Origin of the sequence: Xanthomonas hortorum pv. cynarae (assembly GCF_002939985.1) — a bacterium.
Classification (GTDB): Bacteria; Pseudomonadota; Gammaproteobacteria; order Xanthomonadales; family Xanthomonadaceae; genus Xanthomonas; species Xanthomonas hortorum_D.
Genome location: NZ_MDFM01000019.1, coordinates 40,988 through 58,772 on the forward strand (window position 1 = coordinate 40,988; position 17,785 = coordinate 58,772).

Here is a 17,785-nt window from a genome sequence, read left to right on the forward strand (position 1 = left end):
GTTGCGTGTCGGCGATCGCAGCGGATGCGCCTGGGCATCCAGCCCCGCAGTGCAGTCGCGGCCGCCAGCCGGATCAGTGGCCGCGCAGGCATCACGACTTAACTCTCTGCGCGGAGCGGCCAACCAACTCCAATGCGCTGCCGTCGGAGCGCACGAACGGTGCGCTCTGAGCAGCATGCGCACGGGCATTCCCACCCCGCCGCACACCGCACAACGCGCACCTGAGGTGCGCGCAGCGGCTTGTCAGTCGCTCTCAAAACGCGTAACGCACACCCAGCGTGTAACGCGGTTGCTGGTCGATCAGGCGGATCATCTGCTTGTCAGAACGCCCATGCCAACGCACGTCTTCACCGGTCAGGTTGATCGCCTCAAAGCCCACCGACAGCTGCTTGCTGAAGCTGTAGCTCACGCTCAGGTCCCACTGCTGGTAGGCCTCGACGTAGTAAGGATTGCGGTTGGCGCCATCCTGGTTTGCCGCGATCAGATACTCGTCGCGCCAGTTCCAGGCCAGACGTGCGCTCCAACCGTACTTTTCGTACATCAGCATGGCGTTGGCGGTGTCGCTCAAACCGAGCAGTGCGAACTGGTCGCGATCGATCACAGTGTTGTCGAAGCCCACATCGCCTTCGACGATGGTGTAGTTGGCGTAGATACCGAAGCCAGTGGTGTCGAAGAAGTACTGCCCGCCCAGTTCCCAACCATGGATGTTGGCCTTGTTCTGGTTGACCGGCCGCGACACATCGAACTGATACAGCGGGTCGGAGGCATTGCCAACGATGTCGTAGGCATTCTCCAGGGCCAGGCTCTGCGCGGAACTGCCGTTATAGGCGGCCAATCCACCGGTGGCCGCGGCGTTGCGCAACAACGCCATCGCCGCGAACAGCGAGGTGTCGTTGGCCGAGCAGGCGCCCGCAACGTCGTTGCCGGAGGCGCCAACCTGCGCAGCGCAGGCACCGCTCTGCAGGAAGGCCAGGGCCGATTGCGCATCCGGCCCCGAGGTGGGATCGGTCAGCCCATACAGCGATTCGCGCGACACCGTGTTGCCGATGAAGTTGCTGACGCGCTTGTTCCAGAATGTGGCAGACACATAGCTGGCGTCGGCGAAATACCATTCCAGCGCCAGATCCAGGTTGTCCGATTCCAACGGATCCAGCGTCGGGCTCTGCGAGCTGCCGGAGGCACGGGTGGAGGGGTTGATCAGGATCGAACCGCTCGGTGTATTCGGCGTCGGGCCGGCGATCAGATTGTTGTAGGGCGCACGCGCAATGGTCTGGCCAAACGAAGCGCGTCCTTTCAGCTGATCGGTGATGTCGATGCTGAAGTCGAGATTGGGCAGGATGTAGTTGTAGCTGGTCTTTTCGCTGAAGGGCTGCAGCTCGGTGGAGCGCAACAGCTGGAAGTCGTTGTTGGCCTGCCAGAGCAACGCAGTGGGCGTGGCCACCTGCGAGGTGGATTCCACATCGGTGCGCTCGTAACGCAAGCCCAGCCGTGTGTTGGTGGTCATGCCGGAGATATCGCCCTTCAGTTCAAGCTGCACGTAGGCGGCGCGGGTCTTCTCTTCCACTTGATTGTCGGCGCTGTAGTTCGGGTTGTAACGGGTGGTGGCGCCGTACTGGCTGCCACCCCACAGGGCCAGCTGATCGGCATCGCCGCGCCAGGCATTGGGCGCCGCACCGTTGGCGTTGAAATCCTTGAACATGCCGGTGATGCTCACCGGCCGCAGCAACGCCTGCATACCGGGCTCGTTGCCGGCATTGGCCACACTCCAGTCGCCAAGCGTGGAGTTGGTGTCGCTGGTGAGCCGGTTCATGGTGGTGTTGGCGCTGCTCACGCCGAACTGAAAGCGGCCGTCGTCGAAGTCGAAGGTGCCATCCATGCGCCCTTCCTTGATCTCGGTCACCTGCGATTGATAGTAGATGCGCAGCACCTGCGAGCCGAGCTCGGCGGGGGTGAAGTCCGGATTGACCACGCCGTTGGTGCCAGCCAGGGAATCGGCAGCGGTGGGATACCAGGTGCGTGCGCCGATCGGCAAGGAATTGTTGAACGACAACTCCTGCCCCCATTGACCGCCGCAGGACGGGCCGTTGACGCAGTTGTTGGTGCCGGCGAAGCTGAAGTAGGTGGCACTGCCGCCGGTGACCGGGTCGTTGGGCATGCTCTTGGTTTTCGAGTTATGCGCATCGAACGACAACTGAAAGCGGTCGCTCACCTGCCAATCGGCATTGAAGCCGAGCGAGCCGAGCGTGTACTTCTGCTCGTTGCGCTGCTGCTCCATGCCGAAGTCCTTGGCACCGTTGGGCACATCGCGCAGATAGATCGGCGTTGCCACCGCCTGGCCGGTATCGAAGGTCAGATCGGTAAAGCTGTTGGCGCGTTGCAACCAGATGCCCTGCTCGCCGCGTTCTTCGCGGATCTCGTTGGACGAATAGGTGTAATCCAGGGTCAAGGTCAGGCTGTCGCTGGGTGCGAACTGCACCACTGCCTGGCCGTTGGTGCGCTCGCGCTGGAAGTCGGCGAATGCATAACGCAGGTCGTTGGGCATGCCGTACAACTGGCCGATCGCCGGTGCGTTGGTCACCACCGCATCCGGGCGCAGCGCCGGGTCGGTCCCGGTCCAGCGCTGGATGTTCCAGGTGTTTTCGGTGGCCTGCACCGAGCCGCCATGGCGCTTCTGGTAACTGCCGCTCAAGCCGATCCCGAAGGTCTTGTCGGGATTGGTATAGCTGAAAATACCCGACACTTCCGGGGTGAGCGAATCGCCGAACGGCTGCGAACGGTCGGACACCATCTTGGCGCCGGCATTGGCCACCACACCCTCATGATTGAACGGCTTGTCGGTCTGGATATTGATGGTGGCGCCGATACCGCCGCTGGGCGCGGTGGCGCGGCTGGTCTTGTAGACCTCGATCCCGGTGATGGCTTCGGAGGCGAGCTGGGCGAAGTTGAAGGCGCGCGTACCCACATCCACGCCGCCGATCGGTGTCTGGCCGGGTGCACCGAATGCGTCGGCACCGGGAATCAGCCGGCCGTTGAGCGTGACCGTATTGAACTGCGGGCCGAAGCCGCGCGCGGTGACCTGCGCGCCTTCGCCATCGCGACGTTCGATCGAGATACCGGTGATGCGTTGCAACGACTCGGCCAGGTTGGTGTCGGGAAATTTGCCGATGTCTTCGGCACTGATCGCATCCACCACACCGGCGGCATCGCGCTTGATGCCCATCGATTGATCCAGGCTGCTGCGAATGCCGGTGACGTTGACCGCATCGAGCGTGGTGGTGGTTTGCGCGCTGGATTGCGGCGGCGGCACTGGCGGCGCGGGAACGTCCTGCGCAAAGGCCGGATTGATGACCAACAGGCCACCGACGAAGGTAAACATGGCCTTGGAATTGAAATTGCTCAACGTACGACGCATCGATCTATCCTCGGGTCTGGAGTCCAACACCCACGGCCGTAGTCGCAGAATGCGACGCGGCGACTGTCTGGCCACGCGCCTTGCACGGCACGCGACATACCTTCCGTTGCAGAACGTCATCTGATCCACCGCATCGAACCAACGGCGGATCCCCCTGATGCCAACCGTGCGCGTGCCACGTCCATGACGGACGCAGCCTGCGACGATCTGTACAGCACGTGCGACTGCCTTCCCTACCCTTGGATATATTGCCGCCGCAGCCCCTGTGCGCCACGGCGTTCAATCGGCTGCTACCGCTCCATCAAGCGTGATAGCGCTACCACGCGGCGCAGACTAGTCATGCGTGTCGGTGCTTGTCACCCTGCGTTGCAACAAACATGCGGTGACACATCCAGACACTCAACAACACGCGCGCTTGAGCCCGTACGGCATACGCAGACCTGCCGTGGCTGTAAGCGTTATCAGCAGCGACTGCAGTGATTGCGCTCTGGTATTGGCGCTTCACGCCGGGGCGATGATCGCCACAACGCCGCTGTCAGAAGTTGCGCAAATTGTTATTGCGATCGCACTACGCAAGCGCGGCACAACGGCACTGTTGACGCTGCAAGGCGACACCATCGCGCAACCATGCGAGCACATCCGCTACAGCAATGCGCGGCTTCGATGGACATGCAAGCAGATACAAAAAACGGCGCAATCGCTGAAATCGATTGCGCCGTTTTTCGGTACGCATCTGTCGTGTGCTGCACATCGCTCATCCGCGCCATTGCAGCGCGGACGATTGCATCGGCGCCGCTAGCCGATCACGTCCAGCTGGTTGTCGCCCCGCTGTGCATCGGGCAACACGTGATCCGGATCCAGTCGCACATGCAGCACTTTCTGCGTGGTCGGCAGCGTCAGCGTGGGTGCGGTGTTCTGCAGCCAGGTTTCCACCGGCACGCGACGATCGAGGTGGCTGCCGTCGGCCAGATCCACGCGCACGGTGGCCGGCATCACCAGTTTCTGGCTGCTGCGCAGCGTGAGTTGCACGCCCTTGGCAGGATCGTGATCGACGTAATGCGCCGCGCTGATGCCCATATCCAGCTGCCAGTTGTTGAGATACCAACCGCGCCACCACCAGGCCAGATCTTCGCCGCTTTCGCTTTCCATCAACCGGAAGAAATCCGATGGCGTGGGATGTTTGTAGGCCCAGGTGGCGATGTATTTGCGAAAGGCCGGATCGAAGCGTTCCGGCCCCAGGATCTGCTCGCGCAACAGCACCAACCCCAACGCGCCCTTGAAATAGGTCAAGGAATGGCGGTAGGTCTCGCTGGTGGAATCGGCGTTGTCCATCAGCGTCGGCGCGCTGGTGTCGGCCAGCAACGGCAGGATTTCGTCGACCGGGTTGCCACCCTTGGGCGCATATTCCGAATCGCGCTTGGGCGCGTATTCGCCCTTGTTGAAGGCATCCGATGCGTACACGTCGATAAAGGTATTGAAGCCTTCGTCCATGAAGGCGTGGCGGCGCTCGTTGGAACCGACGATCATCGGGAACCAGGTGTGGCCGATCTCGTGTGCGGTAATCCAGAACAACTCTTTGCCGCTGTCTTCGAAACCATCGAAAACGATGCCCGGATACTCCATGCCCGCGCCATAACCGCCCAGATTGATCGCGGCCGGCCACGGATACGGGTACCACTGCGAGAAATGTTCGATCGCGCCTTTGACGTATTCGGTGGAGCGGTTCCACTTGTCCGCGCCCATACCTTCCACTGGATAGACCGACATCGCCAGCGATTGTTTGCCGCCCGGCAACTTGATGCGTGCAGCATCCCAGACGAATGCAGGCGATGCAGCAAACGCCACGTCACGGGTGTTGTCCATATGGAAGCGCCAGGTCTGGGTGCCCTTGCCCGTCGGCTTGGCCGCACGTGCAGTCACCTCGGCAGGCGTGCGGATCAGCACCGTGCGATCGCTGCCGCGGGCCTGCTCCAAACGTTGCTGCTCGGTGCGGCTGAGCACCTCGGCCGGATTGGTCAGCGCGCCAGAGCCGGCGACCAGAAAGCCTTCCGGCACGGTCACCGCGTAGTCGAAGTTGCCGTATTCCAGATAGAACTCCGAGCCCAGATACGGCTGCGTGTCCCAGCCGCGCAGATCGTCATACACCGCCATGCGCGGATACCACTGCGCAATCTCGTAGATCTCGCCCTGCTTGCTGGCACTGAACGCGGTACGCCCGCCCCAGGTACCGGGAATCGTGTAGCGGTAGCGGATATGCACGGTCAGCGCCTTGCCCTGCCCGGCCAGCGGCTGCGGCAGGTCCACGCGCAGACGGGTGTCGTCGACGACGAAGTGGGCCGGCTGGCGGCGCCCGCCATCGTCGATCTCGATGCTGGCGATCTGCATGCCGTCGGTGAACTGGGTGCGGCGCGATGGCCGGCTGGCGGCAGCGCGTGCATCGGCGCGGTAGATGTTCTGGTCCAGCTGCAGCCACAGCACGTCCAGCGTGTCCGGGCTGCGGTTGGTGTAGCGGATCGCCGCCTCGCCGGTGAGCGTGTGGGTCGCCGGGTCGATGCTGGCCTTCAGGTCGTAATCCGCACGGTTCTGCCAGAACAGCGGGCCGGGCACGCCGCTGCCGCTGCGGTAGGCGTTGGGTGCATCGGGCAGTTGCAGCGGCGCGAACAAGGCCAGCGGATCGAAAGGGCTGGCCGGTGCGGGTGCTGCGGTTGCGGAACTGGCTGGTGCGGGAGCGGCAAGTGCGGGCGCGGCAACGCACGCCAGTGACAGTGCAACGGTAAGCGATCGGCGCACGGTGGGGGTCATGCGAAATCCTGCGGCGTGGGGGACTCCCATCCTACGGCGCGCCTCGCCGCGCGCGGGAATGCCATTGGTCCCGGATGGCGCTACACGATTCCGCGGCAGCAGCGCTCCGCTCGACGATCTGCGCGACGGCCATGCCGGTGATGCTGAGAGCGGCTACCAAAACTAACCCACGCCTGACTACCGCAGAGCGGCTGGTCTGTTGATTGGCTGCGGGGCCCTTGGCCGCCCACCATCGCGGGACACGCCGCAAGTACGTCCGTGTAGGCTCTTACGCGGCATCCATGCCGCGTAAGGTCCCGCGACGGTGGGCGGGCAAGGACCAGTCGGGATGGTCGGTATGCATGGCTTTGAGTAAAGCAGCCGGCAAACTCTCTGGTGCGGTGTCCTCGCCGATTGCGGGACCGTGTGGCGGCATGGATACCGCCACCGAGCCCCCAGGGACGGGTTCACGGCGTGTCCCGCGAGCGGCGAGTGCGCCGCGCCCTCGATCCACGCAGCGTTTGACCTGGACTTCTGACGCCATCCACCAAGACGCGGCCGACAACACCAGACTCACCGCCAGGCGCCCGCTCGCGACGTTTTGTTAGCCACTCTTATTCCGCAATCAAGCTGCCCAGTCGCAAAGCCCCCTCACCGTCGTGGCCCAGGGTGTCGCCCGGATTGCTCAGCCGGCAGCGGCGCAGCGACAGACACCCGCAGCCGATGCAGTCGGTGAGCTGGTCGCGCAGCGCCTGTAGTTCGCTAATGCGCGCATCCAGTTGCCCGCGCCAGCGCGCCGACATGCGCGCCCACTCCGCACGTGTTGGGGTGCGCTGCTCCGGCAACACCGAGAACGCCTCCAGCACCTGCTGCAAGGGCACGCCAAGCCGCTGCGCCACGCGGATCACCGCAATCCGCCGCAACACATCGCGCGCATAACGGCGTTGGTTGCCTGCGGTACGCAGGCTGCAGATCAAGCCCTTGCGCTCGTAGAAATGCAATGCCGACACCGCCACGCCACTGCGCTTGGCCACTTCGCCCACGGACAACTCACGCTGCATTGCCTTGACCTCAACCTTGGTTGAGGCAGGATGCTGCGCGGCCATGACCGGTGCAAGTACCGATGTCATGGCTGTGCTCACGCTCGTTCCTGGATCTTCGATGCCCACCGACATGCCTACCGCAATCACCACGCCCGCCACGCCCCTGGGCGCCACGCAACCCACTTCCATTCTCGCCGCGCCGTATCGCGCCGCAACGCTGGGCATGGTCGCGCTGGTATCGCTCAATGCCTTCGAGTCGCTGGCGGTTGCCGCCGCCATGCCGACAGTGGCGCGCGAATTGAACGGGCTGCCGCTGTACGCGCTGGCCTTCGGCGGCACCTTGGCGACCAGCGTGGTCGGCATGACCGCCGCCGGGCGCTGGAGCGACCGGCGCGGCCCGGGCGGCGCGCTGGGTGTGGGACTGCTGTGCTTTGTGATCGGGCTGTTGATCGCCGGGTTGGCGCCAAGCATGCCGCTACTCATCGCAGGCCGCTTGCTGCAAGGCCTGGGCGCCGGCGCGTATTCGGTGGCGCTGTACGTCATCGTCGGGCGCCTGTATCCGGAAGCGTTGCGGCCGCGCGTGTTTGCCGCGTTTTCGGCCGGCTGGGTGGTGCCCTCGTTGATCGGGCCCGGCATCAGCGGGTTGATCGTGCAGCACGTCGGTTGGCGCTGGGTGTTTCTGTCGGTGCCGTTGCTGGCGATTCCGGCCGGGCTGATGTTGTGGCCGGCCATCCGCGGGCGCGCGTGGTCGGGCGAACCGTCCGCCGACTCCAACGCCGCGTTCGGCTGGGCGATCGGTGCGGCATTGGGCGTGCTCGGCGTGTATCTGGGCGGGCAGCTGCACGGCGTGCTGGCGTTGCTGGCGATGACGCCAGCGCTATTGCTCACGCTGTTCTGCGCCTGGCACCTGTTGCCGGGCGGCACGCTGCGGCTGGCGCGTGGCCTGCCCAGCGTAATCGCGCTGCGCGGCATTGCGGCGGCGGCCTTCTTCGGGTTCGAAGCGTTTCTGCCGTTGCTGCTGTCGCGCGAGCGTGGCCTCTCGCCGCTGCTGGCCGGCGTGGCGCTCAGCGTGGGTGCGCTGGGGTGGTTCAGCGGCTCGTGGTACCAGGGCCATAGCCGCGCCGGTTGGTCGCGCGCACGCCTGCTCAAGACCGGTGCGTTGTTGATGTCGCTGGGCATCGTGATCAGCGCGGGCGCGGTGTGGCCGCTCATTCCGGTGCCGGTGGCGATTGCCGGCTGGGCGCTGGCAGGCCTAGGCATGGGTCTGCTGTATCCGAGTCTGTCGGTGTTGACGTTGTCGTTGTCGCCACCGGCGCAACAAGGCGCGCACAGTTCGGCGCTGCAGTTGAGCGAAGCGATTGCGGTGGCCGGCATGCTGGCGCTGGCCGGCGCGTTGTTCGCCGCGCTGCTGGCTTCCGCGACGTTGGCCGCGTACCTGAGCGTGTTCGCGTTGGCGTGGCTGCTGGCGGTGGCGAGCTTTTTCGTGGCGCGGCGGGTGTGATGGTGTGCAACCGGCTTTGCCGATCCTGCCGGGATCGTTCAAATCTCGATTGGAAACCATCGCCGCGAGCGGCTGGTCATTTTTTCACCACCCATCTTGACAGCGTTGCAGGCCGGGGCCTGCGCTCACTTGTCCACAACCTTGTGCAACTTCCATCCACAGGGGGTGTGGAAAACCTGCGCTGCTCGGCCTGCACTGAAGGGCTTGCGCGCAACCAAGGCGTATGTAAGGCGATGAAGAGCGTTCTCTGCGCTGTGCAGGGCGGAACCATTGCGCAGAGCGCAGCCACGTAACCGGCGAACCTCACCAACGGCCACCGCTGAGGCAATCGCAACACCGCCACCTTGCGGTGGCGATGCGCACTCACTACTGCATCAATCCACGATCACGTGCGGTACGAAGCGCGAGGTGTCGCGGGTGATCGGGCCATCGTCGTCGCGCATGCCCAGCCCGGCGGGGCGATCGGCCACGACCCAACTGCCCACCAGCGCATGCCGCCCGTCGAACACCGGCAACGGATGGTACGCCTGCAGAATCGCCGGCCCGTCCACATACGGCCCATCGGTCTGCGCGGCATCGCCCTGTGCGGTGACCAGAGAGATATTGGCACCCTCGCGCGAGAGCAGCGGCTTGCGCACCCAGCCTGCCGTCGGCGCTTCGCCGGCTTGCGCAAAGCGTGCAGGCAGCAGGTTGGGATGGCCTTGATGGCGCTCCCACAGCAGCGGCAGGATGCCCTTGTTGCTCAGCACCGATTTCCACGCCGGCTCGATCAGGCGCACACGGTTGGCAATCAATGCCGGTCCGAAGCGCTCTTCCATCATGAATTCCAGCGGGTAGAGCTTGAACAGCGCATGGATTACCCGGTCCTGCTCATCGGTGAACCAGCCATCGGCGCTCAGGCCGATATCTTCGATGGCCACTTCCTCGGTGCTGATGCCCACCTGGTGCGCGCAATCGCGCAGATACCGCACCGTGGCGCGATCCTCCAGCGAATCGCGTACCGCTGAAAAATGCATCTGCGGCCCGATCGCACCCTCCACCGCCAGCGCGCCCAGGGTTTCGCACAGCAGGTCCTGGATCAGGTTGTACTGGTCGGTGCCCTTGGGCAACGCACCGGCGGCGATCTGTTGCTCCAGCCACAACCACTGGAAATACGCCGATTCGTACAGCGAGGTCGGCGTGTCGTAATTGAGTTCGTACAGCTTGGCCGGGCCGTCGCCGGCATAGGCCAGATCCATGCGTCCATACAGATGAGGGTCGCGGTCTTTCCACGAATTGGCGATCCAGTCCCAGTAGAACGGCGGGATCGCCAGCTGCGTCATCAGTTGTTCCGAGCCCACCACCTCGTCCACCAACTGCATCGCCATATCGTGCAGGTCCTGGGTGGGCGCCTCGATGTCGTCCTCGATCTGGCGCAGCGAGAACGCGTAATACGCGCTTTCGTCCCAATACGGTTCGCCGTCGATGGTGTGGAAATGGAAGCCGAGCGACTCGGCCTGTTCGCGCCAATCGGCACGTTCTGCAATTGCGATCCGTTGCATGTCAGCCGCCGTATCCGGAACTGCGCCCGCCGCTGCCGAACGAACTGCGCGCCGCCGCACTGGAGCCGAAACCCGAGCGCGACACTGTGATCGCACGCGACGGCATGTCGATGGCGCCGCTGCGCCCGCGCACGGTGCCGATACGGTTGCTGGCCAGATCGCCATTGGGTTTGTAGTAACCGCCGCTGCGGTAATCGCGATACAGCGGCATCGCGCCGCCGTAGCGGTAGCCGCCGCCACCGCTCATGTTGCCCAGCGCATAGCCCAGCAGAAACCCGCCCATCGGCGGAATCCAGCTGTGCTGGCCCTGGGTCTGCCCCGGCACCTCGGTGCAGCTGCCGAACTGCGCATCGCACTCGTAGCGCGAATTGAAGCGCGGCGCAGCCTGCTGATGCTTGGCCACCGCCTCGTCGTAGGCCTTGAGGCATTGCTGGATGTCGGTCTGTTCCTGCTTGATCTGGTAGCAGTCGGAGGCCGACTGCAGCACCACACCTGTCTCTGGTTCAGAACCACAACCGGTGACGAGGGCGGCCGGCAAGGCGGCCATCAAGGTGAGCTTGAGATTGCGTGAGCGCTTCATGCCTGTACTCCGTTACGGCGTGATCGCCGCAGCATTGATCAGCCCGACCGCGATCGACACGCCGGCCGAAAAGATGCCCGCCGCAGCGACGTTGTCGGTGATCTGCCGCGAGATGCGCCCGGCCACCACGTTGGCCAGCAGATACGCCACGATCTGAATCCCGCAGGCGACCGCGCCCCAGATCAGCGCATCGACCAGGCTCACCGAATGAGTGATGGCCGAATGCAGCGGCAATGCCACACCGATGAAGTTGCCGGCCAGCGCGGTGGCCGCAGCCACGTTGCCCTGCCGCAGCAAGGTGAAGTCCTTGTGCGGGGTGACCAGGGTCACCAGCACCACCGCGACGATCAACACGCCCAGACCGGTGCCGAAATAGGAGAGAAACGCGAGAAAACTCTGCAGGTTGATCGGGTTCATGACAGGACCAAGGTAAGTGGAAGACGAGCGCGCACGCTCAGGTGATATCCAGATCGGCGACGGTGACATCGATGCCGACCGCGTAGGTGACGCAGAATTCGTTGGGGCCGGAATCCTCGCCGGTGACCAGCAGAAATTCCTCACGCTGCAGCTCCGGCACATCACGGCTGTAGAGCATGGCGTAATGGGTCAGATCGCCATCTCGACGCGGCGGCTGATAGCGGTACAGCACTTCGTCGTAGGCGATCGGCGGGATCCGCGCGGCATCGTCGGTGGACTGGGTGGCGCGCTCCCAACGTTTGCCGGCGTAGTCGATCTGCGCCGCACCCAGATGCGGATGCTGCATCACGAACTCCTGAAACGCCTGCTTGCTGGGCGGATTGACCGTCTCGCAATACACGAACGCCTTCATCGCCTCCAGATCGCCGCCCACGGTGGTGACCTGCAAGAACGCATCGTCGTCCAGATAGAACCGATGCAGGGAATAGCCATCGCCCAGATTGACGTGGCCATAGCACGGGATGCCTTGATGGCCGCCCGGCAGCTCGGCGGTCATGGCCTCCGGCGCCATGCGATACAGGGTGGTGTCGATCTCTACCTGCCCCCCCACACGCAAGCCCAACGGCAGCGTGTGGCCGATCGCGCCGGTGCCGGACGTGGGCGCCGCGGGCGGTTGTGGTTGACCGAACAACTTGCTGAAAAAACTCATCGTCATGCACCTTGTGGCGATGGGGAATGGGGAACGGCGGCAGTGCGCAGGGCGTGCCATGCGATGGCGTGCGCAGGCACGCGCTGCTCGGCCAGGTAATACAGCATGGCACCGGCCGCCACAGCGGTGTGTGCGGGCGGGTTCAACCGCAACGCACCATCTGGCGCGCGCAGGCCCAGCAACAAGGCGCCGCGCTGGCTGAAGTCGGCCGCCACGACGCGGTAATCCAGCGGGCCTGCATCGGCCGGAACCGCAAGACTGAACTGGGTGGGGCCATCGTCCACAGACAGCAGCTCGGCAGTGATCGCCGCGCTGCCGGGATCTTGCGCAGCGCGCGCCAGGATCTCGGCGGTCATCGGGCGGGTGCATTCGATGGCCGGATAGTGGCAATTGACCAGCCGCGCGGCGCTGCCCGAATCGAAGTGCGCCACGATGTGCGCACGCGGCGCATGCGCCATCAGCGCGAACACCGCCGCCAGGGTCTGATCGTCGGATGGCGGATTGACGATCACCCGCGCCGCGCCCGCGATGCCCGCACGCAGATACACGTCCGTGTGCGTATACGACTCGGCGGCGATAAAGCGCATGTGGTCGGGCATCGGGTTCTCGGCCACGCCCTCGGCGATCAGCACCACGCCTTCGTCATCCGTGGCGGTGTCCGAGAGCAACAGCTCCAGCAAACGCGCGGAGGCGGCGCCCTGCCAGCCGATCAGAATGGTGTGCCCGTGCAGATCGGCGTAAGCCATCTTGCCCATGTGGTGGCGCCTCCAGAAAGTGATGAGCACACCGCTGGTCTTGGCCAGCACCGTGGCGAACAGCGCCACCGCGCCTGGCATCAACACGAACGCGGCGATATAGCGCCCGGCCACCGAGCCCGGCGACAGGTCGCCATAGCCGATGGTGGTGGCGGTGGTCATGTAGTAGTACGGAAATGCATCCAGGCCGACGAGCTTGTGCTCGCCAGCCATCAACAACAACGCCCAACTCACGCCCATATGCGCCAGCAGCGCCAGCGCCACCACGCCCCAGCTGACGCGGCGCACATGGCGCCGCAATACCTGGAACAACCGTCCGACGATGATCATGGCGCGTCCTGTGCCGTGCGGTGGATCAGCTGTCGCTGCGCGGAACCTGCTGTACGTCGCGCACCTGGCCGATCAGCGGCGCGGTGCCGCTCGCGCTGTCGTGGCCGAGTTGGGCCGGCTTCTTGAAGCGTGCCAGCACTGCGGCAGCGTTGGACTCGCCTTCCATCAGGCCAGCCGCGGCCAGACGCCGATTAAGATCGCCATCGCCGCTGGACGATTCGAGCTCTTCGGCCGATTCGATGCGTGCAGAAGTCTCGGCCTGACGCGCCTTGATGCGCTCCAGCGATTCCAGCGCCGAGCCCATCTTGCTGCTGGCACCGGAATGCCGCGCGGCAATCGCCGCCTGCGCCTTTTGCACCGCGTCGGTGGCCTTGACCGTATCGATCTGCTGGCGCATGCCGCGCAGCTGGTTTTCGGTCTTCTGGATGGTGGCCTTGAGCGTCACCACCGACTGGTCCAGCGCCGTCTTGGAGGCCTTGTCGCCGGCGTCTTCGCTTTCCAGCGCGGCGAGCTTTGTCGCCACATCGTGGGCCAGCGATTCATCTCCCTTGGCCAGCGCACCTTCGATGTAGCGCGTGTATTCGGCCATCTTGCCGGCACGCGCGTCGATCTTCTGCTGGGCCAGCTTGCTCTGTGCCATCAGCTTGGTGAGCTCTTCGCGCGAACGCGTGAGCTGGGCACCGGCATCGCGCATTTCCTGGTCCAGGATGCGCAGCGCATTGGCGTCGACCGCCTTCTGGCCGGTTTCGTGTGCAGTGCCACGCAGCAGCGTGATCAACTTTGAAAAGATACTCATGACAACACGCCTTTAGGAAAAGTACGGCTTGAGAGATTCGGCGGCATCCAGCGTATTGGCCGCCAGGGTCTGGATTTCCTCGTCGATCTGGTCGAGCGTGGACGACGCCGACAGCTCGCCAAAGACCACGTAGCTATCCTTGCCGTCGACCTGCACCAGGCCCAGGTTGGATAAAGGATTAAGCGGATTGAGCCGCAGGCAGGCGTCGTTGAAGGCGGCGCGGTCGCTGACCTGGTCGGCATTGGCCAGCAGCGTGGAAACGAACACCTGCGAGCCGGAGGCGGCAACCTGGATCTGCATGTCGCCGTGGTCGGCCAGGGTGAGGTTGATGGCCGGTTCCAGCCCGTCGATCAGCTCGACCTCGATCGGCTGGTCGCGGTAGCGCTCGGCCAGCAGGCCGTGCAATTCGACAGTGGTGTACTGCGTCATACGATGTCCTGTCCTTTGGTCATGCAGCGGTGGTCGAGCAGCTGCGGTGATGCAGCAATGCTCGTGCAATGGGCGGACATACTACAGACTGTCCGCAACCGGCAGAAAGGGCCGGAAGTCAGCTGGTCAGGCCAGCTGCAGGCGGAAGCAGACCACCCGTTCAGTTGGCTCGAAGCCGCACGCCGCATGTGCCGCCTGGGCGCCGCTGTCTTCCAGCCGCGCATCGGAAGCCAGCTCCGCGCAGCCCTGATCACGCGTCCACGCGACCGCCGCCGCCACCAGGGCACGACCGAGCCCGCGGCCGCGCCAGGCCGGAATCACATACCACCCTTCCAGAAAGCCCACCGGCGTGCTTTCGGTGCCATTGACGTACTCGTGGCGCACCGACACCTCGGCAAACCCCAGCGCCGTATCCACGTCGTCCACCACCAGCAGGTGGCCGGCATCTGATTGCGCCAGCACGGCCTGCAGTTCGGCGACGCTGTCGTCGGCAACGCCATCATCGGCATCGGGCCACAAGGCCAGGCGCAAGGCCAGCAAGGCCCGCGCATCGGCACCGACCGCCGCGCGCACCCGCCACCCGGCTGGCGCACTCACGGATACAGCATCCGCTTGCTCCAGCGGCTGGCCGCATCGGCTTCGTAGCGCCAGCGCTCGTGCAGGCGGAAGTTGGCGCCGTACCAGAACTCGAACGCCTGCGGCACCACCCGGAACCCGCCCCAGCCATCCGGGCGCGGCACCTCGCGGCCCTCGAACGTGGCCTCGACCTTGGCGATGGCCGCGTCGAACTCCTCGCGCGAGCCCAGCGTCTGCGATTGCAGCGAGGCCCAGGCGCCGATCTGGCTCATGCGCGGGCGCGAGGCGAAGTAGGCATCGGATTCGTCCGCACTCACCAACTGCGCGCCACCTTCGATGCGCACCTGGATGCCGGCCTCGCGCAGGCTGCGCCACAGAAACAGCAATGCCGCCTGCGGATGGGTCTGCAAATCGCGGCCCTTTGCGCTGTCCAGATGGGTGTAGAACACGAAGCCGCGCGCATCGAAGGCCTTGAGCAACACGGTGCGCGCGCTCGGCCGGCCATCCACGTTGGCGGTGGCCACGGTCATCGCGCTGGCTTCCAGTTCAGCGCTGTTCTGCGCCTCGGCATACAACGCGGTGAAGGTGGCAAGGGCTTCTGCGTACAGATCGGTCATGACGGTGCGTGGGCAGCAAGATTGGCGCCTATTGTGGGCGCATCGCGTGTGCTTCGCCTATGTCCGCACTGTCGCAGCCATCGGTCTGCCTGCGGCGGCGACAGGTGTCGATGCCGAGGCACGCAGTCGCAAGTCACACCGCACGAATGGTTTCAGGCCGCGTCAATCGGCCCGGCGCGGGGGCGTGAATGCTACGATCCCTGCGCATGAACCCCGCTCCCAATCTCGTGATGGTCGGCCCGATGGGCGCCGGAAAAAGCTGCATCGGCCGTCGTCTGGCCGAGCGCTTCGGGCTGGAGTTCGTCGATGTGGATCAGGCCATCGTCGAGCAGGCGGGCAAGAGCATCCCGGCCATTTTCGAACAGCACGGCGAAGCGCGGTTTCGCCAGCACGAAGTCGAGACCTTGCAGGCGCTGCTGCAGCAGGACAACAAATTGATTTCCACCGGCGGCGGCGCGGTGCTGGATCCGCTCAACCGCCAGCGCATCCGCGAGCGCGGCTTTGTTGTCTATCTGCATGTGAGCGTGCCGGCGCAGCTCACCCGGCTGGCGCGCGATCGCAATCGCCCGCTATTGCAACGCGCCGACCGCGAGCAGGTGCTGCACGCGATGGCCGCGCACCGCACCCCGCTGTACCAGGAGGTCGCCGACCTCAGCCTGGAAACCGATCTTTTTTCCCCCGCCGAGGCCACCGCGCAGCTAGTGCTGCGTCTGGCCGCGCAATGGCGCATGTCGAGTACCCCTGCATGACACTTCCCCGTTCCTCGCGCAGCGTCGATGTCGACGGTGCGCAGCCCTACACCATCACCATTGCACCCGGCCTGCTGGCCGATGGCGCGCGCCTGGCCAGCCATGTGCGCGGCCGCCACGTGCTGCTGCTCAGCGACTCGCAGGTGGCCCCGCATTACGCGGCCGCGGTGCGCACTGCACTGTTGCAGGCGCGCCCGGACCTGCAGCTCGGCGAGCTGGTGATCGCCGCCGGCGAAGCCTCCAAGACGCTGGATAACTTCGGCGCTGCGATCGCCGCGCTGGCTGAGTTGGGCGCCACCCGCGACGCCTGCGTGTTCGCACTCGGCGGCGGCGTGGTTGGCGACCTGGCCGGCTTCGCAGCGGCCTGCTGGATGCGCGGGGTGGACTGCGTGCAACTGCCCACCAGCCTGCTGGCGATGGTGGATTCGTCGGTCGGCGGCAAGACTGCGGTGGATATCCCGCAGGGCAAGAACCTGGTCGGCGCGTTTCATCCGCCACTCGCGGTGATCGCCGACACAGACACCCTGCGCACCCTGCCACCGCGCGAGCTACGTGCGGGTCTGGCCGAGGTGATCAAGTACGGCGCCATCCGCGACCCGTTGTTCTTCCAGTGGCTGCATGCCGAACGCCGCGCACTGCTGGACAGCGACGCCGCAGCGCTGGCCCAGGCCATTGCGCGCAGCTGCGAGCACAAGGCCGAGATCGTGGCGCGCGATCCGCTGGAAAAAGGCGAGCGCGCCCTGCTCAACCTGGGCCACACCTTCGGCCACGCGATCGAGACCGAACAAGGCTACGGCGCGCCCGGCAACGACAACCTCAACCATGGCGAAGCCGTGGCGGTGGGCATGGTGCTGGCCGCACGGCTGTCGGCCGCGCTGGGCATGAGCACTGCGCAGGACACCGAGGCGCTGCGCGCCCTGCTGCACGACTTCGACCTGCCCACCGAGATCCCGGCCGGCCTGTCGCCGGAAGCGCTGCTGGGGCGCATGCGTCTGGACAAGAAGAACATCGCCGGCCGCCTGCGCCTGGTGTTGTGGCGCGGCATCGGCAAGGCCGAGGTGGTGCCGGATGTCGACGAGGCCGCGGTGCTGGAGATTCTGGCGAGCTGAGGTGCACGCGGTTGGCCGGCTGCGGCAGCAAGCGCGATCCAACATCCCGGAAAACGCAGCGTCGCTCGTACCCACGCTGTCAGGTCGGGCACGCTGCAGACTGCCTTATCCAATCCCGAATCCCTACGCCCTAATCCCTGCCTCCCAGCCTTCAGCACCGCCCGGCTACAATCGGCGCCATGCGCATCCACTTGCAACACGATCCCGGCGGCAATGCGCCGCTGCGTTATGTCCAGCTGACCCTGCAACCGGATCTGTTCGGTGGCTGGGAGCTGCTGCGCGAGAGCGGCGAGATCGGTGGACGCTCGCAGCTGCGACGCGACCAATACCTGCTGCAGGATGAGGCGGACCGGGCCTTCGACAAGGCACGCGACACCCACCTCAAACGCGGCTTCCAACTCATCACCGGCGGCGCCGACGCGCCGCGCTGAGGAACACCC

At 65.1% G+C, this 17,785-nt stretch carries 17 protein-coding genes; 5 read left to right on the top strand and 12 right to left on the bottom strand.

The annotated features are described in order from the left end of the window. Positions 1–253: 253 nt before the first annotated feature. On the bottom strand, positions 254–3,412 hold the full coding sequence (locus tag XcyCFBP4188_RS13940) for a TonB-dependent receptor (protein WP_167393551.1): 3,159 nt from the start codon (positions 3,410–3,412) through the stop codon (positions 254–256). Between the two features lie 445 nt (positions 3,413–3,857). Between XcyCFBP4188_RS13940 and XcyCFBP4188_RS22635 the strand changes: the two genes are divergently transcribed. Beyond that, a complete protein-coding gene (locus tag XcyCFBP4188_RS22635) occupies positions 3,858–4,211 on the top strand; it encodes a hypothetical protein (protein ID WP_160113179.1) in 354 nt (117 codons plus the stop codon). Here the strand turns inward: XcyCFBP4188_RS22635 and XcyCFBP4188_RS13950 are convergent. Beyond that, positions 4,208–6,214 carry a M1 family metallopeptidase gene (locus XcyCFBP4188_RS13950; protein WP_104592325.1) on the bottom strand — a complete coding sequence of 669 codons (2,007 nt, stop codon included), beginning with the start codon at positions 6,212–6,214 and terminating at the stop codon, positions 4,208–4,210. The genes XcyCFBP4188_RS22635 and XcyCFBP4188_RS13950 overlap by 4 nt on opposite strands. 593 nt (positions 6,215–6,807) lie before the next feature. Continuing rightward, positions 6,808–7,254: a redox-sensitive transcriptional activator SoxR gene (gene soxR, locus XcyCFBP4188_RS13955; RefSeq protein WP_043907482.1), complete on the bottom strand. Its 447-nt coding sequence runs from the start codon at positions 7,252–7,254 to the stop codon at positions 6,808–6,810. Between the two features lie 112 nt (positions 7,255–7,366). Between soxR and XcyCFBP4188_RS13960 the strand changes: the two genes are divergently transcribed. Next, entirely contained in the window at positions 7,367–8,737 is a 1,371-nt protein-coding gene (locus XcyCFBP4188_RS13960) for an MFS transporter (protein ID WP_104592336.1), read from the top strand. A gap of 374 nt (positions 8,738–9,111) precedes the next feature. Here XcyCFBP4188_RS13960 and XcyCFBP4188_RS13965 read toward each other — a convergent pair whose 3' ends face one another. The 9 genes from XcyCFBP4188_RS13965 to pdxH all read right to left on the bottom strand — a co-directional run bounded on the left by XcyCFBP4188_RS13965 (position 9,112) and on the right by pdxH (position 15,487). Further along, positions 9,112–10,278, bottom strand: a complete 1,167-nt coding sequence (locus XcyCFBP4188_RS13965) for a glutathionylspermidine synthase family protein (RefSeq protein ID WP_104592326.1) — start codon at positions 10,276–10,278, stop codon at positions 9,112–9,114. A 1-nt stretch (position 10,279) separates the two neighbouring features. Then, positions 10,280–10,858 (bottom strand): DUF1190 domain-containing protein, encoded by a 579-nt coding sequence (locus XcyCFBP4188_RS13970; protein WP_006449069.1) that lies wholly within the window; start codon positions 10,856–10,858, stop codon positions 10,280–10,282. A gap of 12 nt (positions 10,859–10,870) precedes the next feature. Next, complete coding sequence (locus XcyCFBP4188_RS13975; RefSeq protein WP_006449070.1) at positions 10,871–11,275, bottom strand: DUF350 domain-containing protein; 405 nt, start codon at positions 11,273–11,275, stop codon at positions 10,871–10,873. A gap of 37 nt (positions 11,276–11,312) precedes the next feature. Then, complete coding sequence (locus tag XcyCFBP4188_RS13980) at positions 11,313–11,990, bottom strand: YjfK family protein (protein ID WP_006449071.1); 678 nt, start codon at positions 11,988–11,990, stop codon at positions 11,313–11,315. After that, complete coding sequence (locus XcyCFBP4188_RS13985) at positions 11,987–13,069, bottom strand: potassium channel family protein (protein WP_006449072.1); 1,083 nt, start codon at positions 13,067–13,069, stop codon at positions 11,987–11,989. Before XcyCFBP4188_RS13985 ends, XcyCFBP4188_RS13980 begins: the two co-directional genes overlap by 4 nt. 25 nt (positions 13,070–13,094) lie before the next feature. Then, positions 13,095–13,865 carry a PspA/IM30 family protein gene (locus XcyCFBP4188_RS13990; RefSeq protein ID WP_006449073.1) on the bottom strand — a complete coding sequence of 257 codons (771 nt, stop codon included), beginning with the start codon at positions 13,863–13,865 and terminating at the stop codon, positions 13,095–13,097. Between the two features lie 12 nt (positions 13,866–13,877). Continuing rightward, positions 13,878–14,294, bottom strand: a complete 417-nt coding sequence (locus tag XcyCFBP4188_RS13995) for a YjfI family protein (RefSeq protein WP_006449074.1) — start codon at positions 14,292–14,294, stop codon at positions 13,878–13,880. A gap of 126 nt (positions 14,295–14,420) precedes the next feature. Then, positions 14,421–14,891, bottom strand: a complete 471-nt coding sequence (gene aac(6'), locus XcyCFBP4188_RS14000) for an aminoglycoside 6'-N-acetyltransferase (protein ID WP_104592327.1) — start codon at positions 14,889–14,891, stop codon at positions 14,421–14,423. After that, a complete protein-coding gene (gene pdxH, locus XcyCFBP4188_RS14005; protein ID WP_006449076.1) occupies positions 14,888–15,487 on the bottom strand; it encodes a pyridoxamine 5'-phosphate oxidase in 600 nt (199 codons plus the stop codon). The genes aac(6') and pdxH overlap by 4 nt, the downstream gene beginning before the upstream one ends. Positions 15,488–15,693: 206 nt before the next feature. On the opposite strand from pdxH, the gene XcyCFBP4188_RS14010 reads away from it, so the two are divergent. From XcyCFBP4188_RS14010 to XcyCFBP4188_RS14020, 3 genes are all read left to right on the top strand, one after another. Beyond that, positions 15,694–16,236: a shikimate kinase gene (locus XcyCFBP4188_RS14010; RefSeq protein ID WP_006449077.1), complete on the top strand. Its 543-nt coding sequence runs from the start codon at positions 15,694–15,696 to the stop codon at positions 16,234–16,236. Next, the gene (gene aroB / locus XcyCFBP4188_RS14015; RefSeq protein WP_104592328.1) at positions 16,233–17,345 is read left to right on the top strand and encodes a 3-dehydroquinate synthase; all 1,113 of its coding nucleotides are present in this window, start codon (positions 16,233–16,235) and stop codon (positions 17,343–17,345) included. The genes XcyCFBP4188_RS14010 and aroB overlap by 4 nt, the downstream gene beginning before the upstream one ends. Before the next feature lie 179 nt (positions 17,346–17,524). Continuing rightward, on the top strand, positions 17,525–17,776 hold the full coding sequence (locus tag XcyCFBP4188_RS14020; RefSeq protein ID WP_006449079.1) for a WGR domain-containing protein: 252 nt from the start codon (positions 17,525–17,527) through the stop codon (positions 17,774–17,776). The last annotated feature ends 9 nt before the right edge of the window (positions 17,777–17,785 follow it).

Bases quoted from the DNA above. Each gene is read 5' to 3' on its own strand.
- XcyCFBP4188_RS13940 (WP_167393551.1), bottom strand. From the start codon at position 3,412: ATGCGTCGTACGTTGAGCAATTTCAATTCCAAGGCCATGTTTACCTTC.
- XcyCFBP4188_RS13950 (WP_104592325.1), bottom strand. From the start codon at position 6,214: ATGACCCCCACCGTGCGCCGATCGCTTACCGTTGCACTGTCACTGGCG.
- soxR (WP_043907482.1), bottom strand. From the start codon at position 7,254: ATGCAGCGTGAGTTGTCCGTGGGCGAAGTGGCCAAGCGCAGTGGCGTG.
- XcyCFBP4188_RS13960 (WP_104592336.1), top strand. From the start codon at position 7,367: ATGCCTACCGCAATCACCACGCCCGCCACGCCCCTGGGCGCCACGCAA.
- XcyCFBP4188_RS13965 (WP_104592326.1), bottom strand. From the start codon at position 10,278: ATGCAACGGATCGCAATTGCAGAACGTGCCGATTGGCGCGAACAGGCC.
- XcyCFBP4188_RS13970 (WP_006449069.1), bottom strand. From the start codon at position 10,858: ATGAAGCGCTCACGCAATCTCAAGCTCACCTTGATGGCCGCCTTGCCG.
- XcyCFBP4188_RS13975 (WP_006449070.1), bottom strand. From the start codon at position 11,275: ATGAACCCGATCAACCTGCAGAGTTTTCTCGCGTTTCTCTCCTATTTC.
- XcyCFBP4188_RS13980 (WP_006449071.1), bottom strand. From the start codon at position 11,990: ATGACGATGAGTTTTTTCAGCAAGTTGTTCGGTCAACCACAACCGCCC.
- XcyCFBP4188_RS13985 (WP_006449072.1), bottom strand. From the start codon at position 13,069: ATGATCATCGTCGGACGGTTGTTCCAGGTATTGCGGCGCCATGTGCGC.
- XcyCFBP4188_RS13990 (WP_006449073.1), bottom strand. From the start codon at position 13,865: ATGAGTATCTTTTCAAAGTTGATCACGCTGCTGCGTGGCACTGCACAC.
- XcyCFBP4188_RS13995 (WP_006449074.1), bottom strand. From the start codon at position 14,294: ATGACGCAGTACACCACTGTCGAATTGCACGGCCTGCTGGCCGAGCGC.
- pdxH (WP_006449076.1), bottom strand. From the start codon at position 15,487: ATGACCGATCTGTACGCAGAAGCCCTTGCCACCTTCACCGCGTTGTAT.
- XcyCFBP4188_RS14010 (WP_006449077.1), top strand. From the start codon at position 15,694: ATGAACCCCGCTCCCAATCTCGTGATGGTCGGCCCGATGGGCGCCGGA.
- aroB (WP_104592328.1), top strand. From the start codon at position 16,233: ATGACACTTCCCCGTTCCTCGCGCAGCGTCGATGTCGACGGTGCGCAG.
- XcyCFBP4188_RS14020 (WP_006449079.1), top strand. From the start codon at position 17,525: ATGCGCATCCACTTGCAACACGATCCCGGCGGCAATGCGCCGCTGCGT.